Origin of the sequence: Nocardiopsis sp. CA-288880, from assembly GCF_050955985.1 — a bacterium.
Classification (GTDB): Bacteria; Actinomycetota; Actinomycetes; order Streptosporangiales; family Streptosporangiaceae; genus Nocardiopsis; species Nocardiopsis tropica.
Genome location: NZ_CP192105.1, coordinates 6,578,239 through 6,598,337, shown reverse-complemented (window position 1 = coordinate 6,598,337; position 20,099 = coordinate 6,578,239). Strand labels below are relative to the sequence as shown.

The 20,099-nt window shown below is 73.4% G+C and carries 16 protein-coding genes; 9 read left to right on the top strand and 7 right to left on the bottom strand.

Going from position 1 to position 20,099, the window contains the following annotated elements; translation table 11 throughout:
- Positions 1-274: 274 nt before the first annotated feature.
- A complete protein-coding gene (locus ACQPYD_RS28375) occupies positions 275-2,098 on the bottom strand; it encodes a helix-turn-helix domain-containing protein (RefSeq protein ID WP_433698471.1) in 1,824 nt (607 codons plus the stop codon).
- Between the two features lie 142 nt (positions 2,099-2,240).
- Between ACQPYD_RS28375 and pruA the strand changes: the two genes are divergently transcribed.
- From pruA to ACQPYD_RS28360, 3 genes are all read left to right on the top strand, one after another.
- On the top strand, positions 2,241-3,866 hold the full coding sequence (gene pruA / locus ACQPYD_RS28370) for an L-glutamate gamma-semialdehyde dehydrogenase (protein ID WP_433698470.1): 1,626 nt from the start codon (positions 2,241-2,243) through the stop codon (positions 3,864-3,866).
- 145 nt (positions 3,867-4,011) lie between these two features.
- Complete coding sequence (locus ACQPYD_RS28365) at positions 4,012-4,938, top strand: proline dehydrogenase family protein (protein ID WP_433698469.1); 927 nt, start codon at positions 4,012-4,014, stop codon at positions 4,936-4,938.
- Positions 4,939-5,264: 326 nt separating this feature from the next.
- Positions 5,265-6,197 (top strand): Bax inhibitor-1/YccA family protein, encoded by a 933-nt coding sequence (locus tag ACQPYD_RS28360; RefSeq protein ID WP_433698468.1) that lies wholly within the window; start codon positions 5,265-5,267, stop codon positions 6,195-6,197.
- A gap of 117 nt (positions 6,198-6,314) precedes the next feature.
- On the opposite strand, the gene ACQPYD_RS28355 is transcribed toward ACQPYD_RS28360, so the two are convergent.
- From ACQPYD_RS28355 to ACQPYD_RS28345, 3 genes are all read right to left on the bottom strand, one after another.
- Positions 6,315-6,566 (bottom strand): DUF4287 domain-containing protein, encoded by a 252-nt coding sequence (locus ACQPYD_RS28355; RefSeq protein WP_433698467.1) that lies wholly within the window; start codon positions 6,564-6,566, stop codon positions 6,315-6,317.
- Positions 6,567-6,877: 311 nt separating this feature from the next.
- Positions 6,878-8,098, bottom strand: a complete 1,221-nt coding sequence (locus ACQPYD_RS28350) for an acetyl-CoA C-acetyltransferase (protein ID WP_433698466.1) — start codon at positions 8,096-8,098, stop codon at positions 6,878-6,880.
- A 143-nt stretch (positions 8,099-8,241) separates the two neighbouring features.
- Positions 8,242-9,294 (bottom strand): SGNH/GDSL hydrolase family protein, encoded by a 1,053-nt coding sequence (locus ACQPYD_RS28345; protein WP_433698465.1) that lies wholly within the window; start codon positions 9,292-9,294, stop codon positions 8,242-8,244.
- Positions 9,295-9,667: 373 nt separating this feature from the next.
- Between ACQPYD_RS28345 and ACQPYD_RS28340 the strand changes: the two genes are divergently transcribed.
- From ACQPYD_RS28340 to ACQPYD_RS28330, 3 genes are all read left to right on the top strand, one after another.
- Positions 9,668-11,035 carry a cystathionine beta-synthase gene (locus tag ACQPYD_RS28340; protein ID WP_433698464.1) on the top strand — a complete coding sequence of 456 codons (1,368 nt, stop codon included), beginning with the start codon at positions 9,668-9,670 and terminating at the stop codon, positions 11,033-11,035.
- Positions 11,036-11,210: 175 nt separating this feature from the next.
- Positions 11,211-11,951, top strand: a complete 741-nt coding sequence (locus ACQPYD_RS28335) for an acyltransferase (RefSeq protein WP_433698463.1) — start codon at positions 11,211-11,213, stop codon at positions 11,949-11,951.
- Between the two features lie 99 nt (positions 11,952-12,050).
- Entirely contained in the window at positions 12,051-13,196 is a 1,146-nt protein-coding gene (locus ACQPYD_RS28330) for a cystathionine gamma-synthase (RefSeq protein ID WP_433698462.1), read from the top strand.
- Positions 13,197-13,396: 200 nt separating this feature from the next.
- Here the strand turns inward: ACQPYD_RS28330 and ACQPYD_RS28325 are convergent, their stop codons facing one another.
- Positions 13,397-13,636, bottom strand: a complete 240-nt coding sequence (locus ACQPYD_RS28325; protein WP_344183441.1) for a hypothetical protein — start codon at positions 13,634-13,636, stop codon at positions 13,397-13,399.
- A gap of 304 nt (positions 13,637-13,940) precedes the next feature.
- Here ACQPYD_RS28325 and ACQPYD_RS28320 point away from each other — a divergent pair, with 304 nt between their 5' ends.
- Positions 13,941-14,672 (top strand): GntR family transcriptional regulator, encoded by a 732-nt coding sequence (locus ACQPYD_RS28320; RefSeq protein ID WP_433698461.1) that lies wholly within the window; start codon positions 13,941-13,943, stop codon positions 14,670-14,672.
- 8 nt (positions 14,673-14,680) lie between these two features.
- Positions 14,681-15,493, top strand: a complete 813-nt coding sequence (locus tag ACQPYD_RS28315) for a GntR family transcriptional regulator (protein ID WP_433698460.1) — start codon at positions 14,681-14,683, stop codon at positions 15,491-15,493.
- Between the two features lie 201 nt (positions 15,494-15,694).
- On the opposite strand, the gene ACQPYD_RS28310 is transcribed toward ACQPYD_RS28315, so the two are convergent.
- The gene (locus ACQPYD_RS28310) at positions 15,695-16,867 is read right to left on the bottom strand and encodes a VWA domain-containing protein (protein WP_433698459.1); all 1,173 of its coding nucleotides are present in this window, start codon (positions 16,865-16,867) and stop codon (positions 15,695-15,697) included.
- A gap of 125 nt (positions 16,868-16,992) precedes the next feature.
- Positions 16,993-18,402 (bottom strand): sigma 54-interacting transcriptional regulator, encoded by a 1,410-nt coding sequence (locus ACQPYD_RS28305; protein WP_433698458.1) that lies wholly within the window; start codon positions 18,400-18,402, stop codon positions 16,993-16,995.
- Positions 18,403-18,646: 244 nt separating this feature from the next.
- Between ACQPYD_RS28305 and ACQPYD_RS28300 the strand changes: the two genes are divergently transcribed.
- Positions 18,647-19,798 (top strand): FIST signal transduction protein, encoded by a 1,152-nt coding sequence (locus ACQPYD_RS28300; protein WP_433698457.1) that lies wholly within the window; start codon positions 18,647-18,649, stop codon positions 19,796-19,798.
- Positions 19,799-20,099: the final 301 nt, after the last annotated feature.

Here is a 20,099-nt window from a genome sequence, read left to right as displayed (position 1 = left end):
GCGCCCGGTAGCCGGGGTGCTTCGTCCTCGTCCGCGCCTGCCGCTCGTTCCTCGCTCGCGGCTCGACTCGTCCTGCAGCACACCGGCGGCGCCCTCACGCACACCCCCTGGGGCGGGGTCGTGTCCTCACGGGTCACCCCTTGGGGCGGGGACGGCTGTCACCGGCAACCCCTGCCTGCCTGCTCTGGGGCTCCGCTTCGCCCCGGGGTTCGGGCGCCCTGGGGCGGGGATCGCGTCCTTGCAGACCGACCCCTGGGACCCGGGCGTGCGGGGGCTACGGGGTCTGCTGCTCCATGAGGAGCTGCAGCTGCGTGAACAGCCGCTCCCCCGGGTCGCCCAGGTCGATCCCGCTCACCGCGGCGGCCCTGCGCACCCGGTACCTCAGGGTGTTGGGGTGGATGTGCAGCCGCTCCGCCGCCGCCCGCGCGTCACCGAACGCCTCCAGGTAGGCCAGCAGCGAGTGCACCAGGTCGGCGCCGCCCGCACGGTCGTACTCGATCAGCCGGCTCACCCTCGGGTCGCGCAGGGACGGGTCCTCCCGCAACCGGGCCAGCGTCTCGCCGATCAGCACCCGCGAGCGCACGTCGGAGATGGTCGCCACCTCCCAGTCCAGGTGCCGCTCCAGGTCGCGGCCCATCGCGTCCAGCACGCGGTCGGCCTCGGCGCGCGAGTCCGGCACGTCGGCCAGCCGCTCCATCAGCGACCCCACCGCCCCCTGCACCCGCGCCCCCAGGGCCGCGCGCGCCGCCGCCACCGTCTTGCGCGTGAGGGCCAGCACAGACTGCTCCACCCCCCGCCACCCCTCCCTGCCCCGCTCCAGGTCCGGCAGCAGCACGTACACCCGGCCGCCCAGCTCCGTCACCAGGGCGCTGCGGCGGTACGCGGCGGTGTGCACCGACACCAGGTCGATCATCCGGCGCCGGCGCAGCTCGCGGGCGGGCCGGTCGGGACGCTCCTCGCCGGCCCCGTCCGGAGCCTCCAGCAGCGAGAACGCCACCACCAGCGCGCCGCGGTCGGCGTGCACCTCCACCGTGTCGGCCAGGGCCCCCGCGTCGATCCGCCCCTCCAGCAGGCTCGACAGGAGGTCCTCGCGGAGCCGCAGCCCCGCACTGGCCTGGCTGCGCTGCCTGATCATCTGCAACGCGGTGGTACGGGCGGCCCCCAGCAGCGCCTCCTCGGCGTTCTCCGCCAGCGGGCTCGCGCCCTCCTGCACCCAGATCGCCCCGAGCGGCTGCCGCCCGGCGTGGATGCCCACCGCCAGGCGGCGGCGGATGCCCAGGTCGGGGTGCTCCTCGATACGCACCACCTCCTCACCGGCACGCAGCTTGGCGAACACGCCCCACTCGCGCAGCAGCGCCAGGTACGACTCCGGTCCGCGCCTGCCCAGCACCGACAGCCGCCGCAGCTCGTCCACCTCCGCGCCGCTGGAGTAGGCCAGCACACGGCTGGCCGCGTCCTCGATGCTCACCAGGCCGCCGGTCAGCTGGGCGATCGTCTGCGCCATCGAGAACAGGTCGCCGCTGGACTCGCCCAGGTCCTCGACGGCGGTCAGCCGGGCGTCGTCCACGATGCTCTGGCAGACCGCCTGCAACTGGTCCCACCGCACCTCCGCGCGGACCGCCAGCAGGGCGATCCCCGCCTCCCGCGCCTCGCTCCGCAGCGCCTGGAGCTCATCGGTCGCGCCCGGCCTGGTCCGTCCCGCCCGGCCGCCCGCCGACGGCGCCTCGTCCTGGGGAAACCCGCCGGACTTGACGGCGACCGCCGTGGCGCCCTGCTCGGCCAGCGACCGGACGAGCCTGCGCGCGGCCGCTCCGCGCGCGCCGATCAGCAGCACCAGGTCGCCCTCGCGGACCTCCGCGCGGTCCTCCGGATCGAGGATGACGACATTGTCCACCTGGACATCAAGACCCCCCGGCGCGGCCGCGACGTCCGCGACGGGGTCGCCCAGGGCCAGCAGCAGTCTGCGCAGGGGCACCCCGGTGGAACCCTCCCCGTCGTGTACGGAGTGACCTGCGAAGACGCTCGCCCGAACTTCCGTCCGGCGCGGGTCGCCGCCAGAGGGGTGGAAGGGGCCCGGTGGTGGGGTGTCAGTGCTCATATGAGTCCTATTTTGTCCCAGTGAACAAATAAGGCGGGTAAAGAGTGGCCTGCCCCACAAGGTTCGCACGGTCGCGTTCTGAGAGCGTTGAGTCAGCTCAACCCTGCTCGTTTCAGGGACATTCTTAACTGGGGAGGTGCCCATGGACGCCGTGACCAACGTCCCGCTGCCGCAGAACGAACCCGTTCTGTCCTACGCGCCCGGCAGCGCCGAGCGCGAAGAGCTCGTCGCCAAGCTGGAGGAGCTCGGCAAGGAGAGCATCGACCTTCCGATGCGCATCAACGGCGAGAGCCGCATGGGCGGCGGAGAGCCCATCGACGTCGTGCAGCCGCACCGTCACGCCGCCGTCCTGGGCACCATGCGCAACGCGACCCACGAGGACGCCCGCGCCGCCGTCGCCGCGGCCAAGGCCGCCGCCCCGGCGTGGCGCGCGATGTCCTTCGACGACCGCGCCGCCATCCTCCTGCGCGCCGCCGACCTGCTCGCCGGCCCCTGGCGCGCCACCATCAACGCCGCCACCATGCTCGGCCAGTCCAAGACCGCCCAGCAGGCGGAGATCGACGCGGCCTGCGAGCTCATCGACTTCTGGCGCTTCAACGTCTCCTACGCCCGCGAGCTGATCGCCCAGCAGCCCCTGAGCGTCCGCGGCGTGTGGAACCGCATGGAGCAGCGCCCGCTGGAGGGGTTCGTCTACGCGATCACCCCCTTCAACTTCACCGCCATCGCGGGCAACCTCCCCACCGCCCCGGCCCTGATGGGCAACGTGGTCGTGTGGAAGCCCTCCCCGACCCAGCAGTTCGCCGCCGAGCTGACCATGCGCCTCCTGGAGGAGGCCGGGATGCCCCCGGGCGTCATCAACATGGTCACCGGTGACGGCCTCGCCGTCTCCGACGTCGCCCTCAACGACCCCGAGCTGGCCGGCGTGCACTTCACGGGCTCGACCAAGACCTTCCAGCACCTGTGGAAGAGCGTCGGCGAGAACATCTCCTCCTACCGCAGCTACCCGCGCATCGTCGGCGAGACCGGCGGCAAGGACTTCATCGTCGCGCACTCCTCCGCCGACCCCGAGGTCCTGCGCACCGCGATCGTCCGCGGCGCCTTCGAGTACCAGGGCCAGAAGTGCTCGGCCGCCTCGCGCGCCTTCGTCGCCCGCTCCGTGTGGGAGCAGGTGCGCGACGACCTGGTCGCCGAGACCGAGGCCCTGACCATGGGCGACGTGACCGACCTGTCGAACTTCATCGGCGCCGTCATCGACCGCCGCTCCTTCGACAAGCTGGCCAAGGTCCTGAAGGACGCCGAGTCCGACCCGACCCTGGAGATCATCGCCGGCGGGACCGCCGACGACTCCGTCGGCTACTTCGTGCGCCCGACCATCATCGAGGGCACGGACCCGACCAACGACGTGTTCCGCACCGAGTACTTCGGCCCGGTCATCGCCGTCCACGTGTACGAGGACGACGAGTTCGACGACATCCTCAAGGTCGTCGACGAGGGCTCCGCCTACGCCCTGACCGGCGCGGTCCTGGCCAAGGACCGCTCCGCGATCGCCAGGGCCACCGAGGCGCTGCGGTTCTCGGCGGGCAACTTCTACGTCAACGACCGGCCGACCGGCTCCATCGTGGGCCAGCAGCCGTTCGGCGGCGGACGCGCCTCCGGCACCAACGACAAGGCCGGTTCCGCGCAGAACCTGTCCCGCTGGTCCAGCCCGCGCGCCATCAAGGAGACGTTCGTCGCGCCGACGGTCTCCTCCTACCCCCACCAGGGGTAGCCCCGGTTCCGCACCCCCTCCCGTCCTGAGGGGGTGCGGACCCTCCAGCCCCCCGAGGAATCCACCGGCACCGCGGGGACACCCCCCGGCCGCTGCCCCGTCCGCGCGGGTCCACAGGCCCGCGCACGTCTTCTTCGAGGTCACCATGCTTCGTAAGCCCCTTCTGCTCGCCGCCAGGTCCGCGAAGGTCCGCACCGTCGTCGAGCGCACCCCCATGACCCGGGCCATGGTCCACAGGTTCGTGGCGGGCTCCACCATGGAGGAGGCCCTCCCCGCGATCGAGGACCTGACCAGGGACCGCTACGTCACCCTGGACTTCCTGGGGGAGGACACCGCCGACGCCGCGCAGGCCGCGGCGACGGTGACCGCCTACCGCGACCTGCTCGCCGCGCTCGGCGAGGCCGGTCTCGGGGACCGGGCCGAGGTGTCGGTCAAGCTCTCGGCCGTGGGCCAGTTCCTCGACAGGGACGGCGAGAAGATCGCCCTGGAGAACGCCCGCGAGATCGCCGAGGCGGCCAAGGCGATCGGCACCACGGTCACCTTCGACATGGAGGACCACACCACGGTCGACTCCACCCTGGGGATCCTGCGGGAGATGCGCGAGGACTTCCCGTCCACGGGCGCGGTGCTCCAGGCCTACCTGCGCCGCACCGTCGCGGACTGCCGCGACCTGAGCGGCGCCGGTTCGCGCGTGCGCCTGTGCAAGGGCGCCTACGACGAGCCCGCCTCGGTCGCGTACCGCGACAAGGCCGAGGTCGACAAGGCGTACGTGCGCGCGCTGCGCGTCCTCATGGAGGGCGACGGCTACCCCATGGTCGCCTCGCACGACCCGCGCATGGTCGCCATCGCCGGCTCCCTGGCCGAGGCCAACGGCCGTTCGGCGGACGACTACGAGTACCAGATGCTCTACGGGATCCGCGACGCCGAGCAGGTCCGCCTCGCCGCCGAGGGCAAGAGGATGCGCGTCTACATGCCGTACGGCACCGAGTGGTACGGCTACTACATGCGGCGCCTGGCGGAGCGCCCGGCCAACGTGCTCTTCCTGGCACGCTCGCTGGTGACCCGCGACTAGCCCGGCGTTCGACCCCGGGCCCGTGGCCGGGGGGCATCCCGGCCACGGGCCCGGGTGCTGTCCGGACGACACGGGCCCGGGGCGATCACGTGCGCCGCCGGGACCCCGGTGATCGGACGCGGGGCCTGCGGACGGGTGCGCCGCACGGCCGCGCCCGGGGGCGCGGTCCCGCAGCGGCCGGCCCGCGTGGCCTCTCGCGCGCGACGCGGCACCGCCGTCGGCGGCCCGCCCCGTTTCCCAACGGTGACCTGTCCTGCGGAACCCCGTGTCGGTCCCGTGCGTTACCTTGTGGGCAGCAATCCACGCGTGAAAGGCCATTACTAGACATGCGGATGCGGAGTTCCAACCCCGTCCTCAAGCGGGCACTTCAGCAGGCCCCGGCCGGGGCCCCCCACCAGGGGTACGGTCAGCAGGGCTACGGTCAGCCGGGGTACGGACAACCGTACCCGCAGCAGGGCTACGGCCAGCAGTACCCCCAGCAGGGCTACCCGCAGCAGGGCTACCCCCAGCAGGGGTACCCGGGCGGTCCCGTCCAGGGCGCCGGCGGCCAGCGGATGACCATCGACGACGTCGTCGTGCGCACCGGGATGACCCTCGGCGTCGTCGCGCTCTTCGCCGTCGTCAACTACTTCCTCTTCGACCCCTTCGCCCCGGGCCTCACCCTGGGCCTGATGATCGTCGGCGCCCTCGGCGGCCTGGTGCTCGGGCTGGTCATCGCCTTCAAGCAGATCACCAACCCCGTCGCGATCCTCGCCTACGCGGCCCTGGAGGGCCTGCTCGTCGGCGGGCTCTCCGCGCTCCTGGCCTCGTCCCTGGAGGCGACGACCGGTGACGCGGGCGCGGGCGGCGCCCTCGTGACCCAGGCGGTCCTGGGCACCGTCGTCGTGTTCGCCGTGATGCTGGCGCTGTACAAGTTCCGCATCATCAAGGTGACCGACGGCTTCATGAAGGTCGTCATGTACGCCACCCTGGGCGCGGCCGCGCTCATGCTGGTGAACTTCGTGGCCAGCTTCTTCGTCGCCGGCGGCATCGGCATCCGGGAGCCCAGCCCGCTGGGCCTGGTCGTCGGCCTCGTGTTCGTGGTCATCGCGGCCTGCACCCTCGCCCTGGAGTTCCGGGGCATCGAGGAGGGCCTGAACGCCGGGATCCCCGACAAGTTCGCCTGGCAGTTCGCCTTCGGCCTGACCGTCTCCCTGGTCTGGCTCTACATCGAGATCCTGCGCCTGCTCTGGATGATCAAGACGATCTTCGCCGAGTAGCGGCCGTCGGCCGGCGGCCGACAGGTTTCGTCGCGTGGCGAGGGGCCGCCACCCGGGTGTTCCGGGTGGCGGCCCCTTCGTCGTGTCGCGTGCGGTGTTCGGACGCGGGACCCGTGGTCAGGCGTTCTCACCGCGCGGTGCGGGGATCGAACGGTTCCTGCGGCGGCGGTCGTGCTCCAGCACGATGGCCTGCGCGTACCACTGGGGGAGGTCGTACTCGTCCGCGAGCCAGTTGGACCTGTCCTGGCAGCGGAGCAGTCCCGGTCCCTTGTCGAGGGCGGCGAACCACTCGTGGAGTCCCCGGCCGGTGACGACCGGGATGCGTTCGATGAGCTTGGCGTGGACCTCCGGCGAGTGGGTTACCGACATAGGCACCTCCGGCAGCGCTGTGGTGTGTGGCACTTACCTGCGACCCTGCATCAGGAACACGTTCCGGACAAGCCCCGGTCGCCAGCTTTTACCTTGCCGGTGCGGGAACGTTTGCCCGGAGTCTCCTGACAGACGATCGCGGATGTGCGGGTGCGCGATCGCCCGTGGTCCGGCGGAGGGAAGGCCCTTCGGCGTCCATGGTCGAAATGTCGCAAATGTCCACATATGCACGAAGGTCCCCCGTCCTCCCCCGAGGTGAGGAGGGGGACGGGGGACCTCGGCGGGGCCGGCGCGGCCGGCCCCGGGAAGGCCTAGCTGAGGCGCTCGAAGATCGCCGCCATGCCCTGGCCGCCGCCGACGCACATGGTCTCCAGACCGAACGTCCTGTCGTGGAACTGGAGGCCGTTGATCAGGGTGCCGGTGATGCGGGCGCCGGTGCTGCCGAACGGGTGGCCGACCGCGATGCCGCCGCCGTTGACGTTGAGGGTGCCGTCGATGTCGATGCCCAGCTGGTCGGCGGAGGGCAGCACCTGCGCGGCGAAGGCCTCGTTGATCTCGACCAGGTCGATGTCGCCGATGGCCATGTTGGCGCGGGCGAGGGCCTGCCGGGAGGCCTCGACCGGGCCCAGGCCCATGATCTCCGGGCTCAGGCCGGTCACGCCGGTGGACACGATGCGGGCCAGCGGGGTGATGCCCAGCTGCGCCGCCCTGGTGTCGCTCATGACGACCACGGCGGAGGCGCCGTCGTTGAGGGGGCAGGCGTTGCCCGCGGTGACGGTGCCGTCGGGGCGGAACACCGGCTTGAGGCCGGCGACCTTCTCGTAGGTGGTGCCGCGGCGGATGCCGTCGTCGGTGCTGACCACGGTGCCGTCGGGCAGGGTCACCGGGGTGATCTCGCGCTCCCAGAAGCCGTTGTCGAGGGACTTCTCGGCGAGGTTCTGCGAGCGCACCGCGAACTCGTCCTGGCGCTGCCGGGAGACGCCGGTGATCTGGGCGACGTTCTCGGCGGTCTGGCCCATCTCGATGTAGGCGTCGGGCAGCGCGCCCTCCTCGCGCGGGTCGGTCCAGGCCCCGGCGCCGCCCTCCTTGCGCTTCTCGGTGCGCGCCTTGGCGTCGGCGAAGAGCGGGTTCTCGTTCTGCGGGTTGTCGCTGCTGCCGTGGGCGAAGCGGCTGACGGTCTCGACTCCGGCGGAGACGAACACGTCGCCCTCGCCCGCCTTGATGGCGTGGTAGGCCATCCGGGTCGTCTGGAGCGAGGAGGAGCAGTAGCGCGTCACGGTGGTGCCGGGGACGGTGTCCAGGCCGAGCTGGACGGCCACGATGCGGGCCATGTTGAAGCCCTGCTCGCCGCCGGGCAGGCCGCAGCCGAGCATCAGGTCGTCGATGCCGGAGGGGTCGAGCTGGGGCACCTTGGCCAGGGCGGCGCCGATGATCTGGGCGGTCAGGTCGTCCGGGCGGATGTCCTTGAGCGAGCCCTTGAAGGCGCGGCCGATCGGGGAACGGGCTGTGGCGACGATGACTGCTTCGGGCATGGGCTTCGTCCCTATCGTTGAGGTGCTGCGTGCGGGCTGTGGGTTTCGGCCTGGCGGTCGGCGCGCCGGGACAGGTCACAGCATGTCTTGTTACCGACCAGTAAACCCGTCCGGGACCTCCGCCCGCCACCCGGGGTCGGCGTTCAGGAGGGCTCGCCCGAAGGCCGTCCGGCGTCCGCCGCCCCCAGCTCCGCGGGGCGCTCCTCGCGGTCGCCGTTCGCCCGCAGCCGGAAGGGGCTCCGGATGAGCGCGGCCCAGCGCCCGCGCGTCCCCGGCGCCTGTCCGTTGACGTGGGCCGCCGCGCGCGAGACCTCCGTGCCCGGGGTCTCGGCGGCGACCACGGCCGCCCGGTCCACCGGCAGGATGCCGTGTGCGCGACGGGCCTCCTCCAGTTCCGGGAGCAGCCCGAGGGCGGCGCAGGCGGAGGGGAGGACGGCGCATGCGGCCTGCGCGTACCCGCGAGCTGACGGATGAAAACGGTCGGGCCCGAACATCGATGAAGGGTCCGTCCGGAAGTCGTCGGAGAGGATGTCGCTCAGGGACACGGTGCGGCCGCCGACCTCGGTCACGGCGATCGTCTGCGCAGCGGCGAGCTGCCGCGAGGCGCGTCGGGCGATCGAGCGCAGCGGCCAGCCGATGGGGCGGACCGTGCCCAGGTCCGGGCAGGTCGCCACGACCACGGCGGTCCCCCCGCCGACCAGGGCCTGCACGGTCTCGCGCAGCCGGGCGACGGCGTCGTTGGGCCGGATGCGGCGGATGACGTCGTTGGCGCCGATGAAGACCACCGCGACGTCGTAGCGCGAACCCGGTTCCAGGGCCCGTGCGCGTTCGACCTGGGCGGACAGGTTCGCGGAGGTGGCGCCGGGGGAGGCCGTGCAGCGCAGGCGGACCGGGCGCTCCGACGCCGCCGCGATCCCGGAGGCGAGCAGGACGCCGGGGGTCTGGTCGGCCCTGGCGACCGCGAACCCGGCGGCGGTGGAGTCGCCCATCATCAGCATCCGGAGCGGCGTGCCCCCGCCCCCGCCGTAGACGCCGTTGACGGCCGGCCGGTCCCACCGCGTCGTGCCGACCGCGCGGCGGGCCAGCCTCGCCTGGAGGTAGAGGAGGGCGACCGTGCCGCCCCCCACGAGTGTGAGCCCGCCGCCACCGAACGCGGTGGCAGCGGCGATCCGCCGTGCGCGTGCGGCTCGCAGCACAGGACGACCTCCGAGTCCTCGGACCCGCCTGCCCTGGGCGAGCCGGTTACCTGCGAGGTTACCGGCGGGGAACCCCGGGGTCACGTACCCGGGCGGCACACCGTCCGAACCCCGGGGTGAGGGGGGACGGGCGTCCGGGCGACCCCGTCCGCGCACCGTGCGCACCGGCAGCCCCTCCGCGGCCTCGGCGGGGGCCGCCCCCGGACGTGCGCGGGCACCCGGTCCGCGCCGTATTCCGCCCGCCGAACCCCCTGGTGGGAAACGTTAGAGTCGGGGTGAGACGGGCCGGACCGGCCCACGGCCCCGGACTCGCCGCCGGGGCGAGGACCAGGCGGGCCGAAGACCCGGTCGCCACGATGCCGAGGGAGCACAAGTGCGGGTACACGACTCACTGATCGACCTGGTGGGGGACACCCCTCTCGTCCGGTTGCGGAAGGTCACGGAGGGGCTCGCGCCGACGATCCTGGCCAAGGTCGAGTACTTCAACCCGGGGGGCTCGGTCAAGGACCGCATCGCGCTCCGCATGGTCGAGGCGGCGGAGAAGAGCGGGGACCTCCGGCCCGGCGGGACCATCGTCGAGCCCACCTCCGGCAACACCGGTATCGGCCTGGCGATCGTCGCGCAGGAGAAGGGCTACCGCTGCGTCTTCGTGTGCCCGGACAAGGTCGGGCCGGACAAGCTGTCCGTGCTCCGCGCCTACGGGGCCGAGGTCGTGGTGTGCCCCACCACGGTCGCCCCCGACCACCCCGAGTCCTACTACTCGGTCTCGGACCGGCTGGCCGCCGAGATCCCCGGCGCCTGGAAGCCCAACCAGTACGAGAACCGGAACAACCCCGAGTCGCACTACCACGAGACCGGCCCCGAGATCTGGGACCAGACCGAGGGCCGGATCACCCACTTCGTCGCGGGCATCGGCACCGGCGGGACCATCAGCGGCACCGGCAAGTACCTCAAGGAGGTCTCCGGGGGCTCCGTGAAGATCGTCGGCGCCGACCCCGAGGGCTCGGTGTACTCCGGGGGCACGGGCCGCCCGTACCTGGTCGAGGGCGTGGGCGAGGACATCTGGCCCGGCACCTACGACACCTCCGTGTGCGACGAGATCGTGGCCGTCAGCGACAAGGACTCCTTCCTGATGACCCGCCGCCTGGCCCGTGAGGAGGCCCTCCTGGTGGGCGGCTCCTGCGGGCTGGCCGTCGAGGCCGCGCTGCGCGTGGCCCGGGACGCGGGCCCCGACGACGTCATCGTCGTGCTGCTCCCCGACGGCGGGCGCGGGTACCTCGGCAAGATCTTCAACGACGAGTGGATGTCCGACTACGGCTTCCTGACCGCCGAGACGGAGGAGGCCACGGCCGGCGGCGTGCTCGGGGAGAAGGGCGGCGAGCTGCCCGACTTCGTGCACAGCCACCCGGACGAGACGGTGGGCACCGCGGTCGCGATCATGCGGGAGTACGGCGTCTCCCAGCTCCCCGTCATGAAGGAGGAGCCCCCGGTCATGGCCGCCGAGGTGGTCGGCTCCATCGCCGAGCGCGACCTCCTGGACGCGCTGTTCGACGGCCGGGCGCAGCTGGACGACGCGGTCGAGACGCACATGGGCAAGCCGCTCGCCACGGTCGGCACCGGTACGCCCGTCAGCGACTGCGTGCGCCTGCTGCGCGGCTCCGGCGCCCTGGTGGTGCTGCGCGACGGCAAGCCGGTGGGCATTCTCACCCGCCAGGACCTGCTCGCCCACCTGGCCGGCTAGCGGGCGGCGCCCGCCGCGCCCGCTCCGGCGGGCGGCCGAACGACCGCAGGGCCTCCGGGGCCCCCGGACGCGTCCCCCGCGACGCGTCCGGGGGCCCCGGTGCGTGAGTCCCTGTCATATCGACGCATACTCGGACACTGCTAATGTTCGCGGCAGTATTACTGGCAGGTAATAAATGGGAGCACGCGTGTCTCGGCTGTTGTCCTGGATCATCCGCTCCGTCTGGTCCTACGCCCGGAGCAGAGCCGAAATCCGCGCCGGCTCCGCGGCCGCCCGCAAGTTCGCGCGCTTCGGGACGGGCTCCGCGATCGCCTTCCCCACGGCCACCCTCTACGGCGAGCCCTGGATCGAGATCGGCGTGCACACCGTCCTGGGCGGCGACATGACCCTCGCCGCGGGGATGGGCCCGGACTACGACCTGGGCGAGGGCTCCGTCGTGCGGATCGGGTCGGGCTGCGCCATCGGCCGCGGCTCCCACATCGTCGCCCACAAGTCCGTCGACATCGGCGACCACGTGTACACGGGCCCCTACGTCTACATCACCGACCAGAACCACGCCTACGCCAACACCGAGATCCCCGTCGGCCTCCAGTGGCCCGTGGACGACCCGGTCAGCATCGGCGACGGCACCTGGATCGGTGCGAACGCGGTCATCCTCCCCGGGGTCCACCTGGGCCGCAACTCCGTCGTGGCGGCGGGCACGGTGGTCCGCCCCGGCACCTACCCCGACCACGCCGTCATCGCCGGCGTCCCCGGCAAGGTCGTGCGCACCTACGACGCCGAGCTCGGGTGGGAGCCCCCGCTGCGCGAGACCGGGACCCCCACCCGGGTGCCCACCCCCGTCACCGGCCTGCCCCCGGAGGTCCCGGTGGAGCCGCCGACGCCCGGGTCCGCCACCCGCTTCCCGCCCGTCTGACCCCGGCCGGGCGGAGCACCCCGGCGAAGGCCCCGTCCGGAGCGCTCCGTCCCAGCTGAACACGGGTTCCGGGGAGGCCGCGGGCACTATTGTGGCCCCATGAAGTTCGACAGTTTTGAAACACTGGCCATCCACGCGGGGCAGGAACCGGACGCCGGGACCGGCGCCGTGGTGGTGCCGATCTACCAGACCAGCACCTACGCCCAGGACGGCGTGGGCGGGCTGCGCCAGGGGTACGAGTACTCCCGCACCGGCAACCCCACGCGCGCCGCGCTGGAGGAGTGCCTGGCGGCGCTGGAGGCCGGTACGCGCGGCCTCGCGTTCGCCTCCGGGATGGCGGCGGAGGACACCCTGCTGCGCACGGTCCTGTCCCCGGGCGACCACATCGTCATCCCGGGCGACGCCTACGGCGGCACGTTCCGCCTCGTCTCCAAGGTGGTCGAGCGCTGGGGCGTGCGGTGGGACGCGGTCGACCAGTCCGACCCCGAGGCGGTGCGCGCGGCGATCCGGCCCGAGACCAGGGTCGTCTGGACCGAGACGCCCACCAACCCCCTGCTGAACATCACCGACATCGAGGCGGTCGCGCAGATCGCCCACGACGCGGGCGCGCTGCACGTCGTCGACAACACCTTCGCCTCGCCCTACCTCCAGCAGCCGCTGACCCTGGGCGCGGACGTGGTCGTGCACTCCACCACCAAGTACCTGGGCGGGCACTCCGACGTGGTCGGGGGCGCCCTGGTCGTCTCCGACGCCGAGCTGGGCGAGCGGCTGGCCTTCCACCAGAACACCATGGGCGCCGTGCCGGGGCCCTTCGACTCCTGGCTGACCCTGCGCGGGGTCAAGACCCTGGGTGTGCGGATGGACAGGCACAGCGCCAACGCGGAGCAGGTCGTGGCGGTGCTGGAGGGCCACCCGGCGGTCCGCAGGGTCTACTACCCCGGGCTGGACGCCCACCCCGGGCACAAGGTGGCCGAGCGGCAGATGCGGGCCTTCGGCGGGATGGTCTCCTTCGCCCTGCGCGACGGGGAGAAGGCCGCGCTGGAGCTGTGCGAGCGGACCGAGGTCTTCACGCTGGGCGAGTCCCTGGGCGGGGTGGAGTCCCTGATCGAGCACCCCGGGCGGATGACGCACGCGTCCACCGCCGGTTCCCCGCTGGAGGTCCCGGCCGACCTGGTGCGGATCTCCGTGGGCATCGAGTCCGGCGCCGACCTGGTGGCGGACCTGCTCCAGGCCCTGGGGGAGTAGGGAGTCATCCGCCGTGCGGGCCCTCCGGCGTCGCCGCCGGGCCCGTCACGGCGCGTCTCCGGGGCCGCGTCTCCGGCGCCGTGGCTCCTCTGCGGCGGGCTCTCCTGCGGGCCCGCCGCCGCAGTGCCCCGAAGGGCTGTCGGCCGGTGTGCTCCCGCGCCGTTCGGCGGGCGCCCTGCGGCCGGTCCCGGCCTCCCGGTTCAGGCCGGGGTGGAGGCGCGATCCTGGGGAGGGGCGGTCCCGTCGGGCTTCTCGTTGGTGAAGCGGAGTCCGACGACGAGGCTGCCGGTGCGGGAGAGGGCGATGGGGTCGTCGCCCCGCAGGGAGCGGTAGGCGCCCCGGCTGTCCCGGCGGCGGATGCCGATGGAGACGGCGAGCAGGAAGCCCACGGCCAGGCCCAGAAGGACGACTCCGACGAGTGTGACGGCGATCGGGATCATGCTGGTCTCCTCAGGGGAAGTCTCTAGTGCTTCGTACGCCCCCGTGCGGGGTGAGGGGGCGCGAGGTGGTGTCTCACGAGTGCTGTATCCGTTGTCGGTGGTGCTCGGGTGTGCGGCCCGGCGGGTTGCGGTCCGCCGTGCGCTGCTCTTTCGGGTGTCTCATCGGCGGCGACACCGTGTACTGGGGGTGGCCTTCACCTACGATAGGTTCAGCAGAACCGGATGGACCTGTTCGGATGGTGTACCGATCACCTTGTTGGTACAAGCTAGGTTGTTGGTCTAGTACCCCAGCGAGGGCTGACTTATGCGGGCAGAAAGCAGATACCGACAGATCGCGCGGACTCTGAGGCGCGAGATCCAGGAGAGAAGTCTGCCGCTCGGCGGGCAGCTGCCCTCGGAGAAGCAGCTCGAGGAGCGCTTCGACGCCTCCCGCAACACGATCAGGCTGGCCCTGGGCATGCTGCGCAACCAGGGCCTGATCGTCAGCCGGCCCGGCAGGGGGCACTTCGTCCAGGACGTCGTCCCCGAGACCTTCTACGCCAACCGCTCCAGGGGCGGGTCCGCCGGACTCAACGAGTCCGGCATGACGGGCCAGATGCTGGAGGAGCTCCAGCTCCTCAGCGCCACCCCCGACATCGCGAGCCGCCTGCGCGTGCCCGAGGGCGACATGACGGTCGTCCGCCGGATGTACCGGTTCTCCGGTGAGATCTCGGGCTCCGTCAGTTCCGCCCACTACCCCATGGACCTCGTCAACGGCACCCCGCTCATGCTGCCCGAGGACGTGGAGAGCGCCCTCGCCGTGCTCGCCGACCACGGCCACCGCCAGGTCGGCTTCGTGGACGAGCTCACGACCCGCATGCCCAGCCCCCACGAGGCCGGGCAGCTCGAACTCCCGCCCGGGGTGCCGGTGCTGGAGGTCCACCGGACCGACCTCTCGGAGGAGAGGCCGATCCGCGTGGTCGAGACGGTCTACGCGGGGCACAGCATCCGCTACCAGTACGAACACGGCAACATGAACGCCTACCGCCGGGACTGAGCACACGCATGAGCACGTCGAGGAAGACCGAGGTCGCGGACCACCTGCGGGCGGCGCTGACCAGGGGCGACTACAAACCGGGAGAACGGCTGCCGGGGGAGGAGGAGCTCGCCGAGCAGCTCGACGTCTCCCGCGCCACCGCGCGCCTGGGCATGCGCATCCTCCAGGACGAGGGCCGCATCGCCATCCAGGCGGGACGCGGGGCCTTCGTCGCCGACCACCGGCCCATCGTCCACCTCGCCACCCCCATCACGGGCGGCAGCGACTCCGAACGCTTCGACGCCGGCTACCAGCCGCACCTGCGCGAGGCCGGATACGACCAGATCGACGAGAAGATCAAGGTCAGCCTCGACACCATGCGGCCCAAGGTGGCCAGGCGGCTCCGCCGCGGCGACGCGGAGGACGGCCCCCACGGGGGGCTGGTCGTCATCCGGGCCTCCGACCGGTTCGTCGAGGGCAGCCTGTGGCAGTCCCAGGTGACCCACTTCCCCTTCAGCATCGCGAACAACACCCCCCTCATGTCACCCGACCGGCTGGAGCAGGGGGTGGCAGCGGTGCTCCAGGAGCTCGGCTACCGGGAGGACTGGAACTGGGACATCGTCGGTGCCCGGATGCCCTCCCAGGACGAGGCCGAGTCCTTCGGCCTGGGACCGGGGATCCCCCTGCTCGTCCAGGAACGCGTCGCCTACGACGGGGAGACCCCTCTGAGGTTCACCGAGACGGTCATGCCCGCCAACCGGCACCAGCTCCTCTACTCCGGGGGCCGGGCGCCCGAGGAACTCCTGCTGATGGCCTCGGACGTCAACATCTTCGAGCGCTGACCCGCGCGGCCGCGGCCCGGCACGGCGGGACCGAGCGGCGCGGACCCCGCGAACGGGGCCGCCGCACGCGGGACGGCGGGGACGGCACGACCTGCCCTCCGCACGACCTGCCCTGCGCGCCCCGGGCCGGCCGGGGAGCCGCACCCCTGCCCGGCGCCGCCGGTCCGTGCGCCCCCGGTCCGTGCGCCCTCGGACACCGGATCAGCCCCGGCGCCCCAGGTAGCGGTCGACCACGAGGGGGCCCAGCCCCCCGGCGTCGGCGCGCACCACCCGGACGCCCCGGCGCCGCTCCACGCGCTCCAGGAACGCGCGCAGCCGCGGATCGTCCGCCAGGACGAAGAACGCCACCTCCGCCCCCTCCCGCAGCGCGGCGTCCAGCTCGGCCAGCGTCAGCTCCCCGGTGCGGGGATCCGGCGGCCAGGAGAACCGGGCGCCGCCGTCCTCGCCCAGGTGGGCGGTCGGCTCCCCGTCGGTCACCACCATCACCTGCGGGCGCAGGTCGCGGTGGCGCCGCAGGTGGCCGCGCGCCAGCCGCAGCGCGTGGTGCAGGTTCGTGCCCGGGACGCGGCTCCAGTCGTGGGCCGCCAGCTCCGCCGGGGTCATCTCCCGGGCCCTGTCCCCGAACCCGACCAGCCGCAGCCTGTCCCGGGGGCGGCGGACCCGGACCAGCGCGTCCAGGGCCAGGGCCGCCCCGGTGGCGGCCCCGTGCAGCGCGCGGGTCGTCATCGAGTGCGACAGGTCCACCAGCAGGGCCACGGCGGCGGCCTCCGCCGGTTCGGTCTCCACCACCCGCACGTCCTGCGGGCGCAGGACCTCGGAGCGCTCCCCGGGCCGCGCCCGGCGCAGGACCGCCTCGCGCACCGTGGCGACCGCGTCCAGCGCCAGGTCCCCGGCCTCGTCGCGGGGCAGGTGGCCGCCGGTCGCCTCGCCGCCCGGACCGGCGCCGCCCCGGAGGCCGCCGCCGCGGACGCCGCGCCGGCGCCCCGCCGCCTCGATGTCGCGCAGGGCGAGTTCGCCCAGCCGGCGGATCTCGCGCGGTCCCCAGTCCGGCGGCTCCGGCCGGGACCGGTCCCTTGCGGCGCCGCCTCCCGGTGCGGCCGGATCCCCGGGGACCCGCGGACGGGAGGAGCCGTCCTCCCACCCGCCGACCGCGCCGACGGCCGGTCCGTCCGGGGCCGCGGGCTCGCCCTCCCCGTAGCTGAGCCGCACCCCCTCCAGGGCCGGGAACTCCGAAGGCTCCGACCCTGCGGCGGGGTCGGCGCCGCCGACCGGCCGCTCCCGCGGGGCGGCGGCCCCCTCCGGCGACCGGGGCTCCCCCTCCGGCCCGTCCAGGGGATCGGGTCCGCCGTCGTACTCCCGGTACCGGAACCTCATCCGCGCCGCCCCCCGATCCTCCCGGCCCCCCGCCGGGCGCGTCGGCCACGACCCTACGCCCGGTGCGCGCTCCGGCGGCGCCGATCCCGGCGGACGCGGGCCCGGAACGACCCGCGGAGCACGGCCTAGAACCGGTAGACCCCGCCGCCGGGCAGCACGTCCTTGGACAGGCGGCGCTCCAGGTACAGGCCCTCCAGCGCGAACTCCACCACCGCGGCGGCCAGGCCGGGCGTGGGCGGGCCGTCCTCGGACTCCGGTGCGGCGCCGGCGATCATCGCCGCCAGCCCCGGCACGGCGCCGATCCGGCGCAGCAGCTCGGCGGCGCCCACCAGGTCGCCGGACTCCACGGTGGCGCCGCCGGTGAACCGCTCGACGAGCGCGGACAGGTCCGTCCCGCCCAGCCGCTCCCGGAACGCCTCCGCCGTCGCCCGTCTCAGCAGCGCGTGCAGGACCTCCGGCTCCCGGCCCTCGGTCCCCAGCTCGAACTCGACCTTGCCCAGCAGCGGCTCCACCGCCGCCGCCAGGTCGCACACGCGCGCCACCGGGGCCTCCCCGCCCGTCAGGGCGGACCGGCGCAGCGCCGACGCCGCCGCCGTCTCGGCCGCCGCGACGGCGAAGCGCACGGACACCCCCGACCTGGCGTCCACCCGCTTGGAGGCGCGCACCAGCCGGGTGAACCGCGCCGCGGTCTCCCACACGTGGGCGGGCACCGCCGTGCCCTCCGGCAGCACCGCCTCCTGGCGCACCAGCGCCAGCTCGTCCTCCAGCGTGAGCGGGTAGTGGGTCCGCACCTGCGCGCCGAAGCGGTCCTTGAGCGGGGTGACGATCCGGCCCCGGCTCGTGTAGTCCTCGGGGTTGGCACTCGCGACCACCAGGAGGTCCAGGGGGAGCCGCAGGCTGTAGCCCCGCACCTGGAGGTCGCGTTCCTCCAGCACGTTGAACAGGGCCACCTGCGCGCGGGCGGGCAGGTCGGGGAGCTCGTTCACGCAGAACACGCCGCGGTTCGCGCGCGGCACGAGACCGTAGTGGACGGTCTCCGGGTCGCCCAGGGAGCGCCCCTCGGCCAGCCGGGCCGGGTCCACGTCGCCCACGAGCTCGCCCACGCCCGTGTCGGGGGTGCCGAGCTTCTCCCCGTACCGCTCCCGCCGGTGCCGCCACACCACGGGCAGGCGGTCCCCCTCCTCCGCCGAGCGCCGCACGCACACCGGGCACACCGGCGCGTAGGGGTGGTCGTTCACCTGGCACCCGGCGACCGCCGGGGACCACTCGTCCAGCAGCCCCACCAGGGAGCGGATCAGCCGGGTCTTGCCCTGCCCCCGCTCACCGAGCAGCACGAGGTCGTGCCCGGCCAGCAGGGCGCGTTCCACCTGAGGGAGCACCGTCGAGTCGAAGCCGAGCACCCCGGGGAAGCGCGGTCCGCCGGAGCCCATCAGACGGAGCAGGTTCTCCCGCACCTCGGCGGAGACGGAACGGTGGACGTGGCCGTACTCGCGCAGCGCCGCGCGGGTCCGGGGGAGTTCGGGGGGTGCGCTCACCCTCCGAACCTATCCGCAACCGGGGCGGGGCGACGGGAGTATTCCCCGCCCGGGGTTTCCGCGGCCCGGGTGGGGAAAGGGACCCCGATCAGAGCGTCCCCGTTCGGCAGCCCGGCCACCAGGGCCGGTGCCCGGTCCTGTTCACCGGAAGATCCCCCGGTGGCCGCCGGGATGGAAGAATGGGACGTGACGGTGGAGTCCTGCGAACGGCCCGGGCGGCCGGTGAAACCGGAGGTGGCGGCTGGTGGCACGGTTCGGCAATGCACTGACGACGGGGGCCGACCTCGTGAACGCGGCCGAGCGCGCCGTCCTGGGCGCTCTGGAGCAGGTCGACGGGGCGGCCGACCTGGTGTGCTTCTTCGTCTGCGGAGCCGACCCCGAGGAGGTCACCCTCGCGGGCAAGCGCGTCATGGCGCTGGCGGGGGACGCGACCACCCTCGGGTGCAGTTCCACCGGGGTCATCGGCGGCGGACGCGGCGTCGAGGGGCAGGGCTCGGTGAGCGTGTGGTGCGCCGGTCTGCCCGGGGTGGAGATCACCCCGTTCCGCCTGGACACCGTGATCGAGGGCGACCACCTCGCGGTCGTCGGCATGCGCGAGCCCGGCCCCGACGACCGGGCCGCCATCCTGCTGACCAACCCCTACGAGTTCCCCACCCAGGCGTTCGTGCGCGAGTCCACGGTCGCGCTCAACGGCCTTCCCCTCGTCGGGGGCATGGCCGACGGCATGCGCGGGGAGGAGTCCGTCCGCCTGTTCTGCGAGGGCGACGTCGCGGAGCACGGGGCCATCGGCATCCTGCTCGGCGGCGCCAACGTCCTCGGCACCGTCGTCAGCCAGGGCTGCCGCCCGGTCGGCCCGGCGATGACCGTCACCAAGTCCGAGGGCAACCTCATCCTCGAACTCGCGGGGGTCAACGCCTACGACAAGCTCGAGGAGCTCGTCGAGGAGCTCTCGGACGAGGACCGCGAACTCGCCGGACACGGTCTCCACCTCGGTATCGCCATGGACGAGTACGCCGACCACCACGGGCAGGGCGACTTCCTGATCCGCAGCGTGGTCGGGGCCGACCCCGAGCTCGGCGGGCTCACCGTCGGCGACATGGTGGACGTCGGCCAGACCGTCCGCTTCCAGGTCCGCGACGCGGGCACCGCGGACGAGGACCTCGCCCGGCGGCTCGCCGACTTCGGGGCGGAGCACGCCGTCGGCGCCGGACTGCTCTTCTCCTGCAACGGCCGCGGGGCCGCGCTCTTCCCCCACGCCGACCACGACGTCCTCGCCGTGCACCGCGTGCTGGGCGTCGAGGCCGTCGCCGGCTTCTTCGCCGCGGGGGAGATCGGGCCGGTCGGCGGCGTCAACCACGTGCACGGGTTCACCGCCTGCCTGCTCGCCTTCGCCTAGGTCGTTTTTTTGTGGGTTCTTCCGGGCTCGCGTCCACCGGGCCGCCTCTCGCCGCGCCTCTGCGCTCGTGAGGCACGACCGGGCCGAACGTCGCACATCGGCTTGCGAGAGACGGCCCGGACGGCCGCTCGCCGACCCGAAAGCCTCCGAAGAACACTCCCTGGCGCGGCGGCCGCGGGGGTTCGCCGCCCCGCTCCTCCGCCGTGACCCCGTGTCCGTGGCGGACCGGGGCGCCGGGACCGGCCGGGGCGGCCCCCCGCGTCACACCGGCAGCGCACTGGTCGGCCCACGGCCGCCCCCG